Origin of the sequence: Paenibacillus sp. DMB5 (assembly GCF_001517085.1) — a bacterium.
Lineage (GTDB): Bacteria > Bacillota > Bacilli > Paenibacillales > Paenibacillaceae > Paenibacillus_AQ.
This window is the reverse complement of sequence record NZ_LRAC01000018.1, coordinates 1-18729: the sequence shown is the minus strand read 5'-3', so window position 1 is coordinate 18729 and position 18729 is coordinate 1. Positions and strand designations below refer to the sequence as shown.

The 18729-nt window shown below is 54.0% G+C and carries 17 protein-coding genes; 2 read left to right on the top strand and 15 right to left on the bottom strand.

Going from position 1 to position 18729, the window contains the following annotated elements; translation table 11 throughout:
• Positions 1-17: 17 nt before the first annotated feature.
• The 10 genes from aroE to spoVAC form a co-directional block, all read right to left on the bottom strand.
• Positions 18-914 carry a shikimate dehydrogenase gene (aroE, locus tag AWJ19_RS04780; protein WP_068721926.1) on the bottom strand — a complete coding sequence of 299 codons (897 nt, stop codon included), beginning with the start codon at positions 912-914 and terminating at the stop codon, positions 18-20.
• Positions 915-948: 34 nt separating this feature from the next.
• Complete coding sequence (gene yqeH, locus AWJ19_RS04775) at positions 949-2076, bottom strand: ribosome biogenesis GTPase YqeH (RefSeq protein ID WP_068721925.1); 1128 nt, start codon at positions 2074-2076, stop codon at positions 949-951.
• A complete protein-coding gene (locus AWJ19_RS04770) occupies positions 2076-2600 on the bottom strand; it encodes a YqeG family HAD IIIA-type phosphatase (protein WP_068721939.1) in 525 nt (174 codons plus the stop codon). The genes yqeH and AWJ19_RS04770 overlap by 1 nt, the downstream gene beginning before the upstream one ends.
• Before the next feature lie 183 nt (positions 2601-2783).
• Entirely contained in the window at positions 2784-5015 is a 2232-nt protein-coding gene (locus AWJ19_RS04765) for a transglutaminase domain-containing protein (protein WP_068721924.1), read from the bottom strand.
• A complete protein-coding gene (locus tag AWJ19_RS04760; protein WP_068721923.1) occupies positions 5012-6262 on the bottom strand; it encodes a DUF58 domain-containing protein in 1251 nt (416 codons plus the stop codon). The genes AWJ19_RS04765 and AWJ19_RS04760 overlap by 4 nt, the downstream gene beginning before the upstream one ends.
• A 1-nt stretch (position 6263) precedes the next feature.
• The gene (locus AWJ19_RS04755; protein ID WP_068721922.1) at positions 6264-7220 is read right to left on the bottom strand and encodes a MoxR family ATPase; all 957 of its coding nucleotides are present in this window, start codon (positions 7218-7220) and stop codon (positions 6264-6266) included.
• A gap of 269 nt (positions 7221-7489) precedes the next feature.
• A complete protein-coding gene (locus AWJ19_RS04750) occupies positions 7490-8959 on the bottom strand; it encodes a methyl-accepting chemotaxis protein (RefSeq protein WP_068721921.1) in 1470 nt (489 codons plus the stop codon).
• Positions 8960-9119: 160 nt separating this feature from the next.
• Positions 9120-9470 (bottom strand): stage V sporulation protein AE, encoded by a 351-nt coding sequence (gene spoVAE / locus AWJ19_RS04745; protein ID WP_068721920.1) that lies wholly within the window; start codon positions 9468-9470, stop codon positions 9120-9122.
• Positions 9467-10507 (bottom strand): stage V sporulation protein AD, encoded by a 1041-nt coding sequence (gene spoVAD, locus AWJ19_RS04740; RefSeq protein WP_068721919.1) that lies wholly within the window; start codon positions 10505-10507, stop codon positions 9467-9469. The genes spoVAE and spoVAD overlap by 4 nt, the downstream gene beginning before the upstream one ends.
• 2 nt (positions 10508-10509) lie before the next feature.
• On the bottom strand, positions 10510-10959 hold the full coding sequence (gene spoVAC, locus AWJ19_RS04735; RefSeq protein ID WP_068721938.1) for a stage V sporulation protein AC: 450 nt from the start codon (positions 10957-10959) through the stop codon (positions 10510-10512).
• 536 nt (positions 10960-11495) lie between these two features.
• Here spoVAC and AWJ19_RS04730 point away from each other — a divergent pair.
• Positions 11496-12569 (top strand): M42 family metallopeptidase, encoded by a 1074-nt coding sequence (locus tag AWJ19_RS04730; RefSeq protein WP_068721918.1) that lies wholly within the window; start codon positions 11496-11498, stop codon positions 12567-12569.
• Between the two features lie 24 nt (positions 12570-12593).
• A complete protein-coding gene (locus AWJ19_RS04725) occupies positions 12594-13028 on the top strand; it encodes a hypothetical protein (RefSeq protein ID WP_068721917.1) in 435 nt (144 codons plus the stop codon).
• A gap of 71 nt (positions 13029-13099) precedes the next feature.
• Here the strand turns inward: AWJ19_RS04725 and AWJ19_RS04720 are convergent, their stop codons facing one another.
• The 5 genes from AWJ19_RS04720 to AWJ19_RS04705 all read right to left on the bottom strand — a co-directional run bounded on the left by AWJ19_RS04720 (position 13100) and on the right by AWJ19_RS04705 (position 18317).
• Entirely contained in the window at positions 13100-14245 is a 1146-nt protein-coding gene (locus AWJ19_RS04720; RefSeq protein ID WP_068721916.1) for a mannitol-1-phosphate 5-dehydrogenase, read from the bottom strand.
• On the bottom strand, positions 14245-14679 hold the full coding sequence (locus AWJ19_RS04715) for a PTS sugar transporter subunit IIA (protein WP_068721915.1): 435 nt from the start codon (positions 14677-14679) through the stop codon (positions 14245-14247). The genes AWJ19_RS04720 and AWJ19_RS04715 overlap by 1 nt, the downstream gene beginning before the upstream one ends.
• A gap of 16 nt (positions 14680-14695) precedes the next feature.
• The gene (locus AWJ19_RS36265; RefSeq protein ID WP_241781606.1) at positions 14696-15007 is read right to left on the bottom strand and encodes a PTS sugar transporter subunit IIA; all 312 of its coding nucleotides are present in this window, start codon (positions 15005-15007) and stop codon (positions 14696-14698) included.
• Positions 14941-16761 (bottom strand): transcription antiterminator, encoded by a 1821-nt coding sequence (locus AWJ19_RS04710; protein WP_241781605.1) that lies wholly within the window; start codon positions 16759-16761, stop codon positions 14941-14943. The genes AWJ19_RS36265 and AWJ19_RS04710 overlap by 67 nt, the downstream gene beginning before the upstream one ends.
• Positions 16762-16859: 98 nt before the next feature.
• Positions 16860-18317 (bottom strand): PTS mannitol transporter subunit IICBA, encoded by a 1458-nt coding sequence (locus AWJ19_RS04705; protein ID WP_068721914.1) that lies wholly within the window; start codon positions 18315-18317, stop codon positions 16860-16862.
• Positions 18318-18729 lie beyond the last annotated feature (412 nt).

Below are 18729 nucleotides of genomic sequence, written 5' to 3'. Positions count from 1 at the left end.
CCCTTAATTAACAAATATTAAATATTATTACCCTGTTTAAGCATTTTCATGTCCGGCTCGCTAACCCCGAAGGCTTCAAGGATGGTCTGCCGCATGATATCCACCGGTGCAGCCTTTCCCGTCCAATATTCCAGGGCATAGGCGCCCTGATAAATGAACATGCCCAGACCGCCGTGAATCGTGCAGCCTGCCTGCAGGCCTTCCTCAAGCAGCCGGGTGCGCAGCGGATTGTAGATCAAGTCGCTGATAACCTGACCTTTGCGGAACAGGCCAGAATTGACCGGCGTTTCTTCCGGGTAAGGAAACATGCCGACTGAAGTGGTATTGATCACAATATCAGCATCCGGGATGATCCCGTCAATGTCCTCCATTGCCGCCCCGGTTACGGTGCCCGCAGCCTGCCATGAGGCTGCTAGCTCCTGCGCCTTTTCAGCTGTGCGGTTCGCAATGACGACAGAGGCCGGGTTCTCCTGCAAGAGGGCGCTGATGATCCCTCTGGCAGCTCCGCCTGCTCCCAGCACCAGAATGCGTGCCCCGGACAAGTCCGGGACAGCCTCGGCCTTCAGAGACCGTACATAGCCGATACCATCGGTATTATAACCGGTAAGAACTCCGTTGTCGTTGACTATCGTATTAACCGCACCTCCGGCAACTGCACTGGCATCCAGCTTGTCCAGATAGTTCATGACCGCAATTTTATGCGGTATCGTCACGTTAACTCCGCGGAAGCCAAGCGTGCGGATGGCCTGCACCGCTTCGCCGAGCTGTCCCGGGGCAATGTGCAGCGGCACGTAAGCCCCGGGTATGCCAAGCGCCTGCAGCGCTGCTGTATGCATAAGCGGCGATTTGGACTGGGCGATCGGATCGCCCATGACGCCCAGCAGCAGGTCCGTATTTCTGAAATTGCCGGTCATAGGCACGCCCCTCCTGAAAATATGATTGATGCGCTTAAATCAGTGAAGGGCGGGTAAGCACCTTCACACCGCGCGGAACATGCACGGCGACTACTGCACCTTCCGTCCCGTTGACTTTAATCCAGCCGAGCCCGGAGATGAACAGGTCAGTCTGGCTGCCCCGGCCGATCCGGAATTCATGACGCTGCCACTGCGGCAGCTTGTCCATATCCGCTGCCGCCGGAGGCGTCAGCAGCTCACCGCGGTGATCCTGATACAGCGAATCTGCCCGCTCCAGCTTCGTGCGGTGAATCTTCAGGGTCGTGCTGATATAGCAGGTGAAGGATTGGCGCGGTCCCTGGATGAAGTCGAACCGTCCCAGGCCGCCGAAGAACAGCGTCTGACCCTCGTTCAGCTGATATACCGCAGGCTTGAGCGGATTCTCGGGCATTACCGCGCCCAGGTCACGCCGCTCCACCAGCTCGCTGTAACGCCAAGGGTATACAATCCCTGGTGTATCAATAATATAGTGGCCGTCATCGAGCGGAATTTTGACCATATCCAGCGTCGTGCCGGGATAACGCGAGGTTGTCAGCTCCTGCTCCAGATCACTGTAGTCCGAGATCAGGCGGTTGATCAGCGTGGATTTGCCCACATTGGTTGCACCGACCACGTAGATATCACGTTGTCCGCGGAGTTCACTTACCGTCTCCAGCAGACGCTCAAAGCCCTGATTGCGCTTGGCGCTGACGAGGACGATTTCTGCTGTCCGCAGGCCGTGCTCCTTGCAGCGCTGCTGCATCCAGTTGCGCAGCTTGTTCCAGTTCGTTACCTTGGGCAGCAGGTCGCATTTGTTCACGGCGAGGATGACGGGGTTATTGCCGACAAACCGCTGAAGCCCCGAAATCAGACTGCCTTCAAAATCAAACAGGTCCACGATGTGGATGACAAGCGCATTCTTTTCACCGACTCCGCTCAGCAGGTGCAGGAACTCATCCTGATCCACAGATACCGAAGTAGCCTCATTGTAATTCTTAATCCGGAAACAGCGCTGGCAAATGACCGGTTCCCGTTCAAAGGCAGACTCCGGAATATAACCCGGAAGCTCCTTATTCCCGGTCTGCAGCTTAATGCCGCAGCCGCTGCATTTCACCGGGCGCTCCGTTTCATTGTGTTGACTCATTAACGTTTATCCTCCTCATGCCACAATCCTTGCTTACGCAGCCGTGTCAGTGCAATCTGCTCGACGCGGCGGTTAATTCTTGTTCCAAAGCCTTCATCCTTGACGGAGATCGGCAGCACCAATACTGTATACAGACCCAGACGGTTGCCGCCCAGCACATCAGTAAGCATCTGGTCACCGACCACGATGGTCTGTTCCGGCTTAAGCTCCATCAGCTTCATTGCCTTCAGGAACGGGGTATTGATCGGCTTGCGCGCCTGATGGACAAACTGGATATCCAGCGGCGTGGCAAAGCGGGACACCCGGTCCATATTGTTGTTGGATACAATGACCAGCTTAAAGCCCAGCTCCTTTACCTTTGCGAACCACAGCAGCAGCTCCGGAGTAGCCAGGGGTGCCTTGGCACCTACGAGCGTGTTATCCAGATCTGTAATAATGCCGCGGTAGCCCTGCCGGTGCAATTCTTCAAGGTCGATATCAAAAACGGTATTCACCCGCAGTTTCGGGACTAGCCTCTCAAACAATACGTTCACCTCAATTTTATACAAGTAAAAACGGCTGCGCCATCCTAAACAGGATGGTACCTGTTCCGTGAGAAAGATAAGGATACCGCAGTAGTGATACATACCCTCTCTCTTTCAAAAAAATATATCACACTCTTTGCGCTTCGCAAACGAACCTGCCCCCCAGGTTGCGCAGGGCACAGGCTATCTGCGTCCTTTAAGCATCCGCTGCAGCTGCAAAGCTTCAGTATACACGCTGCGCCAGTCTTTGTCTTCAATAATATCAGGGCTGTACTTGGCCTGCTCGAACAGCCTGAGCAATGAAGTAAAACTGTCCGCTGCCTGCGGTGTTTCCCGGCTCCAGCGGCCGACAGCCTCACGCAGCGTTTCATGCTCTTCCTTCAGCATGCCCTTTCTGCGGACATACCTTACCCAACGCTCTGTTTCGGCAACTACTTTCTGTACCGGCGTCAGCGGACGGCCGTTTTTCAGCCGCTCCAGCAGGAAACGCAGGCTTAACCGGTGCTGCCACAGCTGATAGCCTGCCCAGAGCAGCAATACGGCAGCAGCAGCCACAATCCATGCTCCGGTATGCAGATTGCTTCCGGAATCCGTCTGCGCCGGTGTCTGTACCTGCTCCACAGCTTCTTCCTCTTCCTGCTCCGGCTCGTCAGGAATCTGTTCCTCGCTCTGGGTCAGCAGCGGAACAGTGAAGCCCGGGGTTGCTTCAACAGGAACCCAGCCGTAATCCCCGAAATACACCTCTGCCCAGGAATGGGCATCGGCATTTGTAATCGTATAATTGTTGTTGGCCGCACCCTGCATCATCAGATTGTCGGGCAGCTGCCCCTGCTCGCCGGGAGCATAGCCTTTGACCCACCGGGAAGGAATATCAAGTGACCGGGCCATCGTTACAAGCGCTGTAGAGTAATAGTCACAGTAGCCTTCCATAATTTCAAACAGGAAGCTTTCCACCATGTCCCTGCTCTTTTTGCGCGAAAGGTCCGGCTGGTTGGTATATGGAAAGGTTACCTGTAAATATTGCTGCAGCAGCGCTACTTTCTCATAAGGAGTCTGTGCGCCCGCAGTAATTTCCTCGGCAAGATCAATGACCCGCTGCGGGAAATTGTCCGGGAGCTGAAGGTAACGCTCGTTGTCCTGTCCCTCATACAGCTGATCGTATGTCTGCCGGCTCAGCTCCTGTACCGGAACAACCGGAACCTCGGAAGTCAGCACATACGTCTGCGGATAAGTCAGGACATCATCGGAGCCCCAGATCATCTCATTGTCCTGGCTCCGCCAGAACAATCCGTTGCTGGCCTCCTCACCGTCTATCGTATCCACGCTGGAAATGGAATAAGCGCCGAACAGCACCGGATAATCATTGTTGCTGCCCAGCAGCCTGACCGTCTGCTGCAGCGGCTCTGTCTGTGTCTTCGGGGCAGCCTCCCGTTCCAGCTCTTCGCCTACCCGGGCGCGCATCAGCGGGCCCCTGTTCCACCGGTCATCATCACTCCAGCCTTTGCCGGAGTAAACCGCACGCGATTCTCCGCGCATATAGGTGCGCTGGCTGGAGGTGACTGTCATTACAGGCGAGTAATCGAAGCTGAAACCGCCGCCCAGATTATCGTCGTTCAGGCTGTAGCCGGAGGAGGAGCTGCCGCTTCCCGTTCCGCCGCTGCTGGTGCCGGTCTCCGAAGTTCCGGAGGTTCCCGGACCTGACGGGCTCCCGCCTCCGTTCCAGTCCTGCCAGGCCGTATAAGGATCGGTCAGTGTCGGCCGTACTTCAGGCATATTCACTCCTGTCACAATAACCAGCGAGAAAATAATCGCCACATTGATCAGAACCTTGAACGGATACCGCAGCAGATAGGTCCAGCCGCGCGGATAATGCAGCTGGAAGCTGCGCAGATGCTGCGTAACAAGCCAGCCCATACCCGCTGCCACCGTCCAGGCTACTTCCTGCCAAAGAACAGAGGAAGTAAAGGAATCAAGCGCTGCAAAAGCAACGATGTTAGCGGTAAGAAACATCAGTATCCTTGACTTGGACGAGACCCACCAGGAGGACAGCAGCAGCAGCACGCCAGCCGCCAGAGCGAACCAGACATAAGGCACCATGTCTGCCCCGGTATCTACAAGCCGGTCACGCAGCGTTACAGCCCAGGGATCGGGAACATGGATCCCCTTGTTCAGGATCAGCCTGTACGTAATGTATAGAATAACCGCTGCCTCTAGCAGCAGTCTGAGCCCCCATTTGACAGGAAGGAGAATTTCAATGACGGCCACTGCCGCAAGCGACAGCAGCACAATCTCGGTAGTGGCCTGCAGCCAGAACGGTTCCGTGAAGGATACCCACTGCAGACCGATCAGCATCAGCCAGAGCAGGCTGAAGGAATGATGCCAGGAAGACTTGATTCCGTTCCACCATCGGCTCATACTGCAGCATCACCTCCGAGTACAGCAGGAAGGTCCTGCAGGGAATTAACGCTATAGCCTGTTATACCGCGTGACCTCAGCACATCGTTCCATTCTCTGCCGCCATTGCCTGCAGCCGGATTGCGAACCTGGATATGGGCCGGGGTCATGCCCCGGCTCTCCGCCCAGCGTATGATATCCAGCACCGGCTGGCCGCTTTGCGGACTGATCAGGACGAAATAGGCGCCTTTGGGAAACATCCGGTGGCTCTGCTCCAGCTTGGGCAGCAGCGGTCCGCGGCCTTCTGCGTTGATATCAATCAGGTATTGAATCATTTTCTGGCGTTCTGCACCGCTCTCTGCAGGAACAAAGACCTTGGTCGTGCGGTCCAGACAGCAGAGGCCGATGCCAATCCGGTCACGGATCCCGTAGCCGAGCAGCGAAGCCGTAACGGAAACGGCCAGCTCAAAGTGGCTGGAGCTTCCGTAAACCCCTGTGCTGCCGTCAAGAACAAGAATGGTCTTGGGGACCGATTCATGCTCGAATTCCTTGGACTTCCACACGCCGGTCTTGGCGGTGGCATTCCAGTGGATCCGGGTTAACCGGTCGCCGTAAACATAGTCGCGCACCCCGTTAATCTGCGTTGTCTCGCGCCGTGAATGCAGCAGGGAGGTCTGCAGTCCGGCCAAGCGGGATCTGCGCTCATACAGCTGCCAGCGGGGCACGAAGACTGCCCGGGGGAGGACGCGGAACTGCCCTTCGGCCCGGAAGGTCCCCTTATGCTCCACCAGTCCGAAAATGTCCTCGGCCAGAATGTCGGTCTGCTCAAAGGTATAGCTGCCGCGCTCCAGCGGCGGCGTCTGAAACTGCAGCTCCCCATGCCCCCTCAGGCTGGGGATCAGGCTCTCTTCAAACACCCATGACTCACCGTTATGCCGCTTCAGAATTTCTCTGACTACCACATAAGGCAGCGGTAAAAATCCCGGAATGCTTACCTGCAGCTTCACCCGCAGATAGCCGCCCGCATACAGCAGCTCAGGCTTATCCTGCTCCGAATACAGGCTGCGCGAGCCCTTGGCCCGCCGGACTCCGCCAACCGCGCTGACTACTAAATAAAGAATGAGGACCGAGACCATAATAAACAGCATAAAGGATGTTTTGCCTCCCTGAAACAGCACATAGAGGAGTGTAACAGCCCATATCGCGACTATGCCGGCGAATTTCCGCGGCTGGATTCCTGCAGCCACACCAGTCAGATAGCTCTTCATGCTATTGCCTCATCGTAACGGGTACACGGATGCCCTGCAGCAGCTTCTGCAGCAGAGACTCCACGTTAACATTGTCCAGCCGCGATTCCGGACGCAGAATGATACGGTGCCCCAGGGCATAAGGCGTGAGAATCTTGACATCATCCGGCAGCACATAATCGCGCTCCTGAAGGAAAGCATACGCCTTGCAGGCCATCATGAAGGACAGCGAAGCACGGGGGCTTGCGCCCAGAAGCACCAGCGGGTGCTCCCGTGTCTGGCGGACAATGTCCAGCAGATATCCAAGGACCGGCTCACTCATGTACACCTCGCGGATTTCCTCCTGGATCGCCGCAACCTGCTCCATGCCCGTTACCGGTGTCAGCTTGTCCACAGGCTGGCCTGCCTGATGGCTGAGCAGCAGATTTTTCTCGGTTTCGCTGTCCGGATAACCAAGGCTGATACGAAGCATAAAACGGTCAAGCTGGGCTTCAGGCAGCGTATAAGTGCCCTCAAAATCAATCGGGTTCTGCGTGGCACAAAGCATGAACGGGTGCGGCAGCGGATAGGTTTCGCCGTCCACCGTTACATTCCGTTCCTCCATAACCTCAAGCAGCGCGGACTGCGTCTTCGTGGTTGCCCGGTTAATTTCATCGGCCAGCAGAATATTGGTCATAACCGGCCCTGGCCGGAAATAGAACATTTCATCGCGCGGATGGTAGACGGATACTCCGGTAATATCACTCGGCAGAATATCCGGATTGCACTGGATCCGCCGGTAATCACCCGACATGGACCGTGACAACGCCCGTATGAGCTGGGTTTTACCGGTTCCGGGAACATCCTCAATCAGGACATGTCCACCGGCCAGAAGTGCTGTGAGCAGCAGTTCTATTTCAAATGATTTTCCAAGTATGCAGGATTCCAGATTAGAGCGAACAGCCTTCATAATTTGCGTAGATTCTTGACGTACGGGCATATATGATTAGACCTCCTATGTCAGAATAAGCAGTAATATTTATATTTTACATGATTATAGGACCCAAAGTACATTATTGAAGACTTTGAAGTTGGCAGAGCCGGAACATATAGCCTGTTTTACAAATGAAAGAAGCGAATCCGCTAATTTCTTGTAATAAATCACAAAAATTCGAGAGAATTCTGCATGCCGCAAACTATAGCAAACAGGGCAGCCGCTCTCCCCGAAGGTTGAACAGCTGCCCTGCGCTGCTTGGTCCTTGTATCCTGCTACTCCTGTTTATGATCTCCAACAAGCTCATTCAGGCTGACAATCAGGCTTTCCAGCTGCTTAAAGCTGCCCACCATGTTGTCTGTCATCGTGCGCTGTTCCTCTACTCCGGCCAGAATCTCCTCTGTCGCGGCGCTGGACTGCTCGGTTACGCTGGAGAACTCGGTTATTTCGTTTACAATCTTTTCAGAGAACTGCTTCATGCCTGCCGAGCTCTGCTCCACATCACCGGCCTGCTCGAGCACTTTATGGGCATTGAGCAGAATGGACTGGAACACTTCTTCCGTCCGCTGCACCGACTCGCTGCCGGTCAGCAGAATACCTCGGCTCTGCTCAAATTGGGTTATCAGGGCGTCCGTCTGCTGCTGCAGGCCGGCGATTACGCCGCTGATTGAATCCGCTGTTTTACCGGAGTCCTCAGCCAGCTTCCGCACCTCTCCGGCAACCACGGCAAAGCCCCGTCCATGTTCGCCCGCGCGGGCTGCCTCGATGGAAGCATTAAGGGCAAGCAGATTCGTCTGCCTGGAAATCTGGGTTATCCCTTCAAGCATTTCATTGATTTCCTGGCTGCGCCGGCTGAATTCCAGCATCTGATTTGAGGTCTGCTCCATCATCTCTCTGAGCTCGGAGAACTGACCTGCCAGCATAGAGACGTTTCCGCTGCCCTGCTCGCTGACCGCAGCCGTTTCCGCAGACAGCTTTTTCATTTCCTGCGAGTACCCGGCCACATCACGGATATGCTGGTCAGAGACCGAAATCGCCTCCGTGATTTCCCCGATGCTGCCGGCCTGATATTCAATCCCTTTGGAAACCTCCTGAAATCCGATGGCCACTTCATTGGTTATAGCTCCGGCCATCTCTACCTCTACCTTAAATCTGCCCGTAAACTCATAAAGGCCGTCCACTGCCGTCTTCACCCGTTCAAGCAGGAAATTCACCTGTTCGCCGGAGGCTTCAACCTGCTCACGCTGCTGTTCGCTCTGGCGCTGAAGCTTCTCATTCAGGTAAGAAACGACAAACAGCACGATGCTGATGATGAGATACACGCCTATGCCGGAAAAATAGAGGAGAAGCTTACTCTCTGAACCGGCGGCTTCCGATCCTCCGAGCTGAACCATAATTTGAACAGCGCTTATTCCGGCAGCAGTTGCGTAATATTTATAATGCGGGTAGAGCAGAAGCAGCGAACACAGCAGCAATACAACCAGACTGTTTAACGAGCCAAGGGTTAAATAAAAGGCCATAGCAGTAAGGACACCTGTAATAATCCATGGGATGACCAGCACCCCTTTCCGGCGGCTGTTAAACAGAGTCAATCCGGCAGCGAGCGGAACAGCTACTGCGCTTGTACCCCAGAGCTTGGGGGTCTGAAAGGCCAGAATAACTCCAATTACGGTTACAACCCAAAAAATAGCGATAATAATTTTGTTTCTCTTCCAAAACAATTCGACCTTCCGCTGATTCTGCAACTTCTGCACGTCCCCTGTCTTTATGTATATACCTAACTTCTAAGGTTATATATCGTCAAGAATCGACATTTTTTTGATATTTTATCCCGGTTAAGATGAAAAAAAGACCGCTCTGCAGCGGCCTTTGTTCATACTATGTTCACTTTAACGAAAAAAGGAGTTAGCCCTTTGGCCTTACAACGAGTGCCGCCAGGAACGAGAACACAATTGCCGAAGAAATCCCGGCACTGGTAACATCAAATATACCGGTCACTACACCGACCCAGCCGTCGCGCTCCAGCTCGGTTAACGCACCGTGCACCAGCGAGTTACCGAAGCTTGTAATCGGCACACTGGCCCCGGCTCCGGCGAATTTCACCAGCGGGTCATATAGTCCAAAAGCATCCGCCGCCGCACCCAGCACGACGAGTGTACTCATCGTATGGGCCGGCGTCAGTGCAAGCACATCAAACATCAGCTGGCCGATCACACAAATCGCTCCGCCTACAAGAAAAGCCCAGAGATAGATCATTGTCCTTCACCTCCAATCTCAAGGGCTACAGCATGGGCTACGCACGGAATGCTCTCTCCCTGCTGATAGGACAGCGGAGACAGCAGCGCCCCGGTTGCCACGACAAGCACCCGTTTCAGCTCCCCTTTTCTCATCCGCTTCAGGATGTGGCCGTAGGTTACAACTGCAGAGCAGCCGCAGCCGCTTCCTCCGGCGATTACATATTTTTGCTTATCCAGATTATAAATAAGCAGGCCGCAGTCATCAAAGGTCGTCTGTTCCATCGGAATGCCCTCTTTGGCCAGCAGCTCTTTGGCAATCGGCAGCCCTACCGACGCAAGATCGCCGGTTACAATCAGGTCATAATGCCCCGGCGTAAGGCCCGTATCGCGGAAATGCGCGGTAATCGTATCCGCAGCTGCGGGGGCCATTGCGGTTCCCATATTGAACGGGTCTGTCAGGCCCAGATCCATGATCCGGCCGATCGTAGCACAAACCACATGAACCTGCGTACCTGGTGCAGTGCCGTCATTGCGGCCGACGATCGCACACCCTGAGCCGGTAATGGTATATTGGGCGGTCGGCGGCTTCTGTGAGCCGTATTCGGTCGGATAGCGGAACTGCTTCTCCACCGTACAGTTATGGCTTGAGGTTCCGGCCAGCGCATACTTGCCGCCGCCTGAATCAACGATCATTGAGGCAATCGCGAGACTCTCCATAGAAGTCGAACAGGCCCCGAAGACACCCAGGTAAGGAACGCCAAGCTTCCGTGCGGCAAAGGAGCTGCTGATAATCTGGTTCATCAGGTCACCCCCGACGAAGAACTCAAGCTGCTCCTGCTCAACGGCGGCATTCATCAGCGCGAGCTTGGAAGCTTTTTCGAACAGGGCGCGCTCTGCCTTCTCCCAGGTTTTCTCGCCCATTTCAAGTGAATCGTAGATAAAATCAAAATCCGAGGCCAAAGGGCCTTCCCCTTCCTCCGGTCCTACAACCGCAGAGGAACCAAGAATGACAGGACGTGTGGTGAATTTCCAGGTCTGGCTGCCCAGCTGCTCCATAGTTAGTGAGTCCCTCCCCAGCCCATAACGGCATATACTACGCCCACCACAAAGGCAGCGACCACGCCAAATACGATAACGGAGCCGGCCAGCTTAAACATATTCCCGCCTACGCCGAGCACAAGCCCCTCAGCACGGTGTTCAAGCGCTGCCGAGCACATGCTGTTGGCAAAGCCGGTAACAGGTACTGCTGACCCTGCACCGCACCACTGGGCCAGTTTGTCGTACACGCCAAAGCTGGTAAGAATGACGGACAGCAGGATCAGCACCGCTACCGTCGGGCTTGAGGCTTCCCGTGAGGTCATATCAAAGATGGCCATGAAGGCCTCCTGGATAGCTTGTCCCAGTACACAGATCAGACCGCCTGACAGAAAGGCACGGACGCAGTTTTTGAACACGGGACGTGAGGGAACAAACGGCTTGGACAGTTTCTCGTAGTCCTTGGGAGTCATGGTGTCAAGCCGCAGCTTTACACCGTTTTTCTTTGTTTTTGCCGGCAAAATAGGACACCTCCTGGAATATGTGCGAAGGGAAGCCGCCACGTCGGTCTCATTGTCCGCTTCCCTCCGTTTCTTCTTCGCCTAGAAGTTTTTCCTTATTGTTCACCGTATTCCGCCTTGTTATGTCCCTGCATACTCAGGAAAAAAACAGCAGCACCACTATAAGCAGCATAAACAAAACCAATATCAGCACGATCTCGCTTTCGCGCGCGTCGCGGCGGCGGCTGTATTTACGCTGAACGCCGCTCGTACGTGCCCTGGACGGGACCCTTCTTGGGGTAAAAGGCCCGGAACTGCTTCCTGCAACCCTCATTCTATCCGCTTCCTTTCCCGGCTCCTGCGTGCAGACCCGTTACAATATGTTATTCAGCCTAGCAGCCCCCGGTGTGCGCCGGATCATCCGCCAAAGATAGACATTCGGGCCGGTGAAGTTCATACTATATAGGTTGAATCTGAACTCTTGAGGTCGAGAAAAGGAGCGTTATCATATGAATCAGGAAACTATGGACATGTTCAAAACACTGACCGAATTCCCGGCAGCCCCGGGTTTCGAGCGCGAACTGCGCGCTTATGTCAAGAACGCTATGTCACCTTATACGGATGAATTTGTGCAGGACCGGCTCGGCAGCCTGTTCGGCGTGCTGCGCGGCGCAGAGAACGGCCCGAAAATTATGGTTGCCGGTCACTTTGATGAAGTCGGCTTTATGGTTACCGGCATTACCGCGGGCGGAATGATCCGCTTCACGCCGCTCGGCGGCTGGCTGGCTTCAGCGGTTGCCTCACAGCGGCTGCAGATTATTACTCCTGACCGCGTGCTTGACGGGGTTGTCGGCAGTACACCGATTCATCTGCTTTCACCCGAAGAACGCACCAAGACCGGTGAAATCGGCAAGATGTATCTTGATATCGGCGCCGACAGCAAGGAAGAAGCCGAAAGCTTCGGTGTAAAGCCCGGCCAGCAGATTCTGCCTGTCTGTCCGTTCACCCCGCTCGCCAATCCTAAGAAGATCATGGCCAAAGCCTGGGACAACCGCTACGGTGTCGGGCTGGCCCTTGAGCTGGTGAAGGCGCTGCATGGCAAGCAGCTGCCGAACACGGTGTACGCCGGTGCAACAGTTCAGGAAGAAGTAGGCCTCCGCGGAGCCCGTACAGCTGCTAACCTGCTGAATCCGGACATTTTCTTCGGCCTCGACGCCAGTGCTGCGGCCGACATGACCGGCGACCGCCAGGCGTTCGGACAGCTCGGACAGGGGGCGCTGCTGCGGATCTATGACCCGACGATGATCACCCACCGCGGTCTGATTGAATATGTGCAGGATACAGCGGACACCCATAAGATCAAATACCAGTACTTCGTCTCCCAGGGCGGAACAGATGCAGGAGCGGTTCATACCAGCGGCATCGGCGTACCGTCTGCGGTTATCGGCATTTGCTCCCGCTACATCCACACCGCATCCTCCGTCATTCACAGCGACGATTACGATGCGGCCAAGGAGCTGCTGATCAAGCTGGTGGAAGGACTGGACCGCACCACGCTGCAGACCATTTTGGAAAACAGCTAACTCGCAGTAAAGTGAGGAGAAGACATGCATCCTACTGAAATAATGGAATATGGTTTAGCCACTATCCTTTTTTTCGTCATTTTGCTTGCCTCTCTTTTTATCCGGAAGTCCAGAAGAAAATGGATTTATATTGCAGCTGGCTTCTATGTTCTATTGTCCATCGGTTTCTTTATGTATCGTCCAATCTATATTGATTCCCAGATCGCCCGCAAGGCTGTTACGCTAAATCAATATCTGGAACAGAAATACCCTGATGAAACCTGGACCTTCTGGACAGTTCCGCACCGTGAGGATACTTATGCATCCAGAAATCCTTATATTATTGAGGTAACGTTCGCTAACGAGCCGGATGTGCATTATGGTTTTCTGGTAAAAAGAGACTCCATCGAGCTGCGTAGCTATTGGTCCGAGCGTGATTCGATCGGGGAGCTCAGGCACTGGGAACCGATACAAAAGTAAACAAAGAGCAAGACCCCTCCGGTATCGGCAGGGTCTTGCTCTTTTTAATGCTGCTATAGTCTTAAAGCCTCTTATTTCAGAGCTGCGTATTCCGCCATCACAGACTGATGAACGGCATGGTCAGCAGCCAGCCCGGTATATTTGGCCAGCGCAGCTTCCACGCCAAGCTCGGCGATAGCAGCCTGCAGCTCTACGGCTTCCGGATCATCGGCAGCCTGGAACAGCAGTGCACCGGCCATGGAACGGGTCAGCGCCTTGTAGCTCAGGCCGCGGTCATAAGCCTGCAGGGCAGGCGATACCAGACGGTCATTCGGTGACAGCTTCCGGATCGGCGAGCGGCCGACACGGGATACTTCATCGGTCAGGGCCGGATTGCGGAACCGCTCCAGGATTTTGTCGATATATTTGCTGTGCTCTGCGCTGTCAAAGCCATGCTTCTGGACCAGTACGGCACCTGTTTCTTCCAGCACTTCGCGGACCAGGGCAGTCAGATTCTCATCCGCCATTGCCTGCTGAATCGTTTCGTAGCCGCGCAGGAAGCCGAGATATGCCGCGGAGCAGTGTCCGGTGTTAACCGTGAACAGCTTGCGCTCAATATACGGCTCCAGGTTCTCCACATAATGTACGCCTTCAACCGGTGTATATCCCGGCAGCATCTGGGAAGCATCCACCACCCACTCGTAAAAAGGTTCTACCACAACCTTAAGAATGTCCTCATGCTGCTGAAGCGGTACAATCCGGTCTACTGCTGCGTTCGGGAACGCTACCGAGGCATCCGCCTTGGCATGGGCTGTATCATCCAGCTGTGCATAAACCAGCTCTTTGAGCTGGGCGCTGCCGCCGATGGCATTCTCGCAAGCAATCACATGGAGCGGCTTGTCGGAGACGGCAACCCGTCTCTTGATGCCTTCGGCCACCACACCCGCAATATGCTTCAAAATGGATACCCCGACAGCGGTAGTAACCAAATCCGCTTCAGCAATTGCAGCCGCTACTTCTTCAGCATGGGTAACACTGCTCAGCGCTGTAACCTTTTTAACGATAACCGTTTCCTGTCCTTCACTGGCCAGAGTTACCGGATATTCCCCGCGCTCCTTGAGCTGGGATACAAAAGCTTCATTTACATCAACAAAACACACCTCATAGCCTGCCTGTGTAAGCAGCAGACCGATGAACCCTCTGCCGATATTGCCTGCACCGAAATGAACTGCCTTCATTATTCAAGGCCTCCTTCAAAGATCGCAATAACATCAGCAGGCGTAGGGGCATTCATTACACGTTCAATGGCATCGTCTTCAGTGAAGATCATCGCTACATTCGTCAGCACTTCCATATGTCCATCCCCTGCAGCTGCAATCCCGATTACGACAAAAGCAGGCTCATCGCCGCCAAAGTCAACGCCGTCCGGAAAGCGGATCACGGAAAGACCGGTAGATTTGATAAAAGGTCTTGCTTCTTTGGTGCCATGCGGAATGGCAAGCCCGCCGCCCATGTAGGTGGACACGACTTCCTCGCGTTCAAGCATCTTCGGCACGTATTCCTCTGTTACATGTCCTGCATCAACCAGCAGCTTGCCGGCCATGGTGATCGCTTCATATTTGTCTTTGGCGGCACCGTTCATAATAATCTTGTTTTCTGACAGTATACTCATATGGTTTCTCTCGCTTTCACATTTTATTTTCGAAGAAATGCAGCAGTTCTGACGACAGGTAGCTGCGGATTTCGGATTCTGTCCGCTCCTCCAGCAGCTTCACCAGCTCTGAATTCAGCAGCATGGCACTGATTTCGCTCAGGACCTCCAGACTCTCCTTGGACAGCCTGCGCGGGGCAAGCATCAGCAGGATGACCCTTACCTCGGTGTTGCCTTCCAGCACAACCGGCTCTTGCAGACGATAAAGGGTCAGGGATGACATCAGGATGTGGCTGCTGCGGGTATGAAACAGCGCCAGTCCGGTATCCGGTATGACCTGGCTCGACATTCTTTCCCGTTCCAGCAGCGCTCCAGCAGGATATCCGCATCCCCCACAACCCCGGTGCCCTTAAGGGAATCAAGCATTGCTGCAATTGTAGCCTGCAGAGGGATCCCTTCATTATCAAGCGGATAAAAGCGGAACCGCTCCAGCAGGCTGACCGTCTCATCCAGTATGCCTTTATAGCTTCTTAAGCGGTCCAGCGCATTGTCATCCCGCACGGGACGGTCATTCTCACCGCCCGGAACGCTCTCCCGCTCCTGCAGCGTGATATTCTGAATATAGCTTAAAAGCTTCTCAATTTCATCCCCGGTCAAAAGAGGGCTAATCTTGATATATCGTTCCTTATCCAGCGGCAGATCAATGGTTGAAATAATCAGATCATAATCCACCTCGGGAAGGCGGGCCGCTTCATACCAGGAGATATTCCCGAGAATCTCAATCTGCGGCATTTCCTTGGCGAGCCGGGTGGCCAGCAGACGGGAGGAGCTTAACCCGCTGGCACATACCAGAATGGCCCGCACACTGCGTTTCAGCTGATTGAGCCTTTCGATGGAAGCGCCGAAATGCATGACCAGAAAGCCCACTTCCTCATCGGGAATCTCCAGATCCAGCTGCAGATCCTCCACCGCAGCCCTGACAATCTGGAACAGGTATTCATAATCTTTGCGGATCGGGCCGAGCAGCGGATTGCGGATGCGCGTTCCCTCGCGCAGCCGTTTGAAGGCGGGATCCATATGCTCCAGCAGCCCTTCCCGCAGGGAGCGGTCGCTCTGGAACGGCAGCCCTGTCCGCCTGACTACACTCTCGGTCAGCCTGTAGACGGTCTCCATCAATTCCATGTCGCCGTAAGCAATTCCGCCGGAGGGGAATGAATCCTGGGCCCGGTCAAACAGACCAGCGATATACAGTATCTCAGCCCGCGGTATATCTTCCTCAAGCGCCAGGCTGAGCCGCTCCACAAACTGCTCCGCACCGGAAATGTTACGGTGGTCAGACATCCTGGGATAGCCGGCGTCACCGCCGTTTTCGATCCCCTGGCCGATCGAGATCCGCCGGGTGGTCACGGCAAGGCCAAGCAGCATCTCCATGTATACTATTTCCGGAAGCTCTGCAGTCCACTGCCATTCCATATCCCACAGTGTGCTTTCCACTTCCAGCAGCTTGTTCTTCCCGACGGTCATGAGCAGAAGCCGGTAAACGGGGCTGCTGGCCTGCTGGGGAGTGTGTCCCACCAGATCGGATAAATCCAGATGCTCCGCCGCCAGCCGGCCGATCGCCCTGCGCTTATCCACCTCGCTGCCGGTAATTTCAACCCCGTAGCCTCTCCTGCGGACCAGCTGAAGATTGAATTTACGGACCCATGGCTCCAGTTCATCCAGATCATAGCTCACGGTAGCCACGGTTACCTTCAGCCAATGGGCCAGAGTAAACAGCTTCACCGGATCTTCTGCCTCAAGCAGCGTACACAGCTCGTATATCTTGCGTTCCTCGCTGGAATACTCCGCCGGCTTCTCCTGGCGCAGGAATAGGCGAAGCTCTGCGAGGCCGTCCTCCGGCCCGCTCAGCTGTATGCCCTTACCCGACTTACGGATAAGATCCAGACCGAAATCCGCAAGCAGCTGTTCAATGTCTTCCATCTCACGGTGAACGGTTCGAACACTTACCCCGATACCTTCGGCGATTTCGGCGGCTGTGATTTCTTCATTTACGCCCAGCAGCAGCCAGATGATCTGGCGCTGCCGGGCGGTAACCTTCCTCATAACCGTGTACCTCCGCCCTAAAATGGAGACAAACGCTGGCTCCCGGGGGCCAGCGTCTCCTTATTTAGCGTTATACGTCATTTCTAAACTGTATTCGATTATTTTAAACGCTCAACCAGTTCATCGTACTTCGGACTCTTGAGGAAGTTATCGATTGAAATATGCTCTGCGTTAGGATTGCTTGCAATAGCACGGTCGGTTAACGTTTTCTGGGTAATGACGATATCCGCATCCGACGGAATTTCACTTACCGCTGAATTGACTACAGTAAGATTGACACCTGCGCTCTGCAGTTTCTTTCTCAGTACCGAAGCACCCATCGCACTGGAACCCATACCGGCATCGCAAGCGAAGACGATTTTGCGTACATCCGCTTTGTTGCGGACATTGGCAGCAACGTTATTAGCAGCTGCAGTTGCAACAGTTGCAGAAGCTGCTGTACCTGCAGTCTTCATGTCTTTCATTTTTGCAGAAGCTGCTTCGAGATCCATTTCTTCCTCATCTGTTTTCTTCACTGTCTTCAAGAGCAGCGTTGCAAGGACAAAGGAAACTACGGTTGCCACAACTACACCGGCAATCATCGGGAAGTATCCGCCCTTAGGCGTCATAGCAAAGTATGCAAAGATACTACCAGGCGACGGAGAAGCTACCAGACCTGCACCCAGCATCTGGAAAGTAAATGTACCGGATACACCGCCACCGATTACCGCAAGGATCAGACGCGGGTTCATCAGAATGTACGGGAAGTATATTTCATGGATACCGCCAAGGAAGTGGATGATTACGGCACCAGGTGCAGAAGCTTTTGCAGAACCGCGTCCTACAAGCCAGTAGGCCAGCAGGATACCAAGTCCTGGTCCCGGGTTAGACTCAAGCATAAACAGAATGGATTTACCAATTCTTTGGGATTCTTCAAGCGCAATCGGTCCCAGAACCCCGTGGTTGATCGCATTGTTAAGGAACAGTACTTTTGCAGGCTCGATGATAATGTTGACGATCGGAAGCAAATTGTGATCAACCAGGAATTGTACGCCATTGGACAGAATGTTAGTAAGACCTTCAACCAGTGGTCCGATCCCTTTCAGTGCGGCAATAGACAGACCGCCGCCGATAATACCGAGTGAGAAGTTATTAACCAGCATTTCAAAACCGGCTTTGATTTTACCTTCAACGGCTTTGTCAAACTGTTTCAGAATCCAGCCGGCCAACGGTCCAACGAGCATGGCTCCAAGGAACATTGGAATGGAGGAGCCGACGATAACCCCCATTGTAACGACAGCACCGATAACACCGCCCCGTTTGCCGTGTACCATTGTACCCCCGGTGTAACCGATCAGCAGCGGCAGCAGGTACTTGATCATTGGATCTACAAGAGCGGACAGACTTTCATTTGGAAACCAGCCTGTTGGAATGAACAATGCCGTAATCAAACCCCAAGCGATAAAAGCACCGATATTTGGCATAACCATACCGCTGAGCAAGCGGCCGAATTGTTGAACTTTCACCCTTGCGCCGGATGAAGGTTGTGTTGCTGGCGTAGTTGCCGATGTGGCCATATATAATGCCCCCCTATTGAATTAAATGGGACTTCCTACATTTAAGCTTTGTTGTAAGTTCATCCCCTATGCACACATCGTAAATCAAAGCGCTTTCTTTGTCACCAAATTGAAAATGCGGTTTCGTCATGAACGTTGTTGACAACATTTAAGAGCTGTTGCCACAAGCCTTTTCCGGGCCTTATGGCCTAACTTACAGAAAAAAACAGCGGATTCAAAAGCATTTTTGACCTTCATTTTGCCCATTTAGCCGCATTAGGCGAAATCAAGAGCATTATTGCTCTTCATTTGGCTCGTTTAGCCGCCATGGGCGAAATCAAGAGCATTATTGCTCTTCATTTGGCTCGTTTAGCCGCAATGAGAGAAATCAAAGGCATTTTTGCTCTTCATTTGGCTCATCTAGCCGCCATGG

What these genes read in the sequence shown, in the direction of transcription:
- AWJ19_RS04765 (WP_068721924.1), bottom strand. Translation starts at nt 5,015, where the DNA reads ATGAGCCGATGGTGGAACGGAATCAAGTCTTCCTGGCATCATTCCTTC.
- aroE (WP_068721926.1), bottom strand. Translation starts at nt 914, where the DNA reads ATGACCGGCAATTTCAGAAATACGGACCTGCTGCTGGGCGTCATGGGC.
- AWJ19_RS04720 (WP_068721916.1), bottom strand. Translation starts at nt 14,245, where the DNA reads ATGAAGGCAGTTCATTTCGGTGCAGGCAATATCGGCAGAGGGTTCATC.
- AWJ19_RS04760 (WP_068721923.1), bottom strand. Translation starts at nt 6,262, where the DNA reads ATGAAGAGCTATCTGACTGGTGTGGCTGCAGGAATCCAGCCGCGGAAA.
- AWJ19_RS36265 (WP_241781606.1), bottom strand. Translation starts at nt 15,007, where the DNA reads ATGTCGAGCCAGGTCATACCGGATACCGGACTGGCGCTGTTTCATACC.
- AWJ19_RS04730 (WP_068721918.1), top strand. Translation starts at nt 11,496, where the DNA reads ATGAATCAGGAAACTATGGACATGTTCAAAACACTGACCGAATTCCCG.
- spoVAC (WP_068721938.1), bottom strand. Translation starts at nt 10,959, where the DNA reads ATGACTCCCAAGGACTACGAGAAACTGTCCAAGCCGTTTGTTCCCTCA.
- AWJ19_RS04755 (WP_068721922.1), bottom strand. Translation starts at nt 7,220, where the DNA reads ATGCCCGTACGTCAAGAATCTACGCAAATTATGAAGGCTGTTCGCTCT.
- AWJ19_RS04715 (WP_068721915.1), bottom strand. Translation starts at nt 14,679, where the DNA reads ATGAGTATACTGTCAGAAAACAAGATTATTATGAACGGTGCCGCCAAA.
- spoVAE (WP_068721920.1), bottom strand. Translation starts at nt 9,470, where the DNA reads ATGATCTATCTCTGGGCTTTTCTTGTAGGCGGAGCGATTTGTGTGATC.
- AWJ19_RS04710 (WP_241781605.1), bottom strand. Translation starts at nt 16,761, where the DNA reads ATGAGGAAGGTTACCGCCCGGCAGCGCCAGATCATCTGGCTGCTGCTG.
- spoVAD (WP_068721919.1), bottom strand. Translation starts at nt 10,507, where the DNA reads ATGGAGCAGCTGGGCAGCCAGACCTGGAAATTCACCACACGTCCTGTC.
- AWJ19_RS04705 (WP_068721914.1), bottom strand. Translation starts at nt 18,317, where the DNA reads ATGGCCACATCGGCAACTACGCCAGCAACACAACCTTCATCCGGCGCA.
- AWJ19_RS04725 (WP_068721917.1), top strand. Translation starts at nt 12,594, where the DNA reads ATGCATCCTACTGAAATAATGGAATATGGTTTAGCCACTATCCTTTTT.
- yqeH (WP_068721925.1), bottom strand. Translation starts at nt 2,076, where the DNA reads ATGAGTCAACACAATGAAACGGAGCGCCCGGTGAAATGCAGCGGCTGC.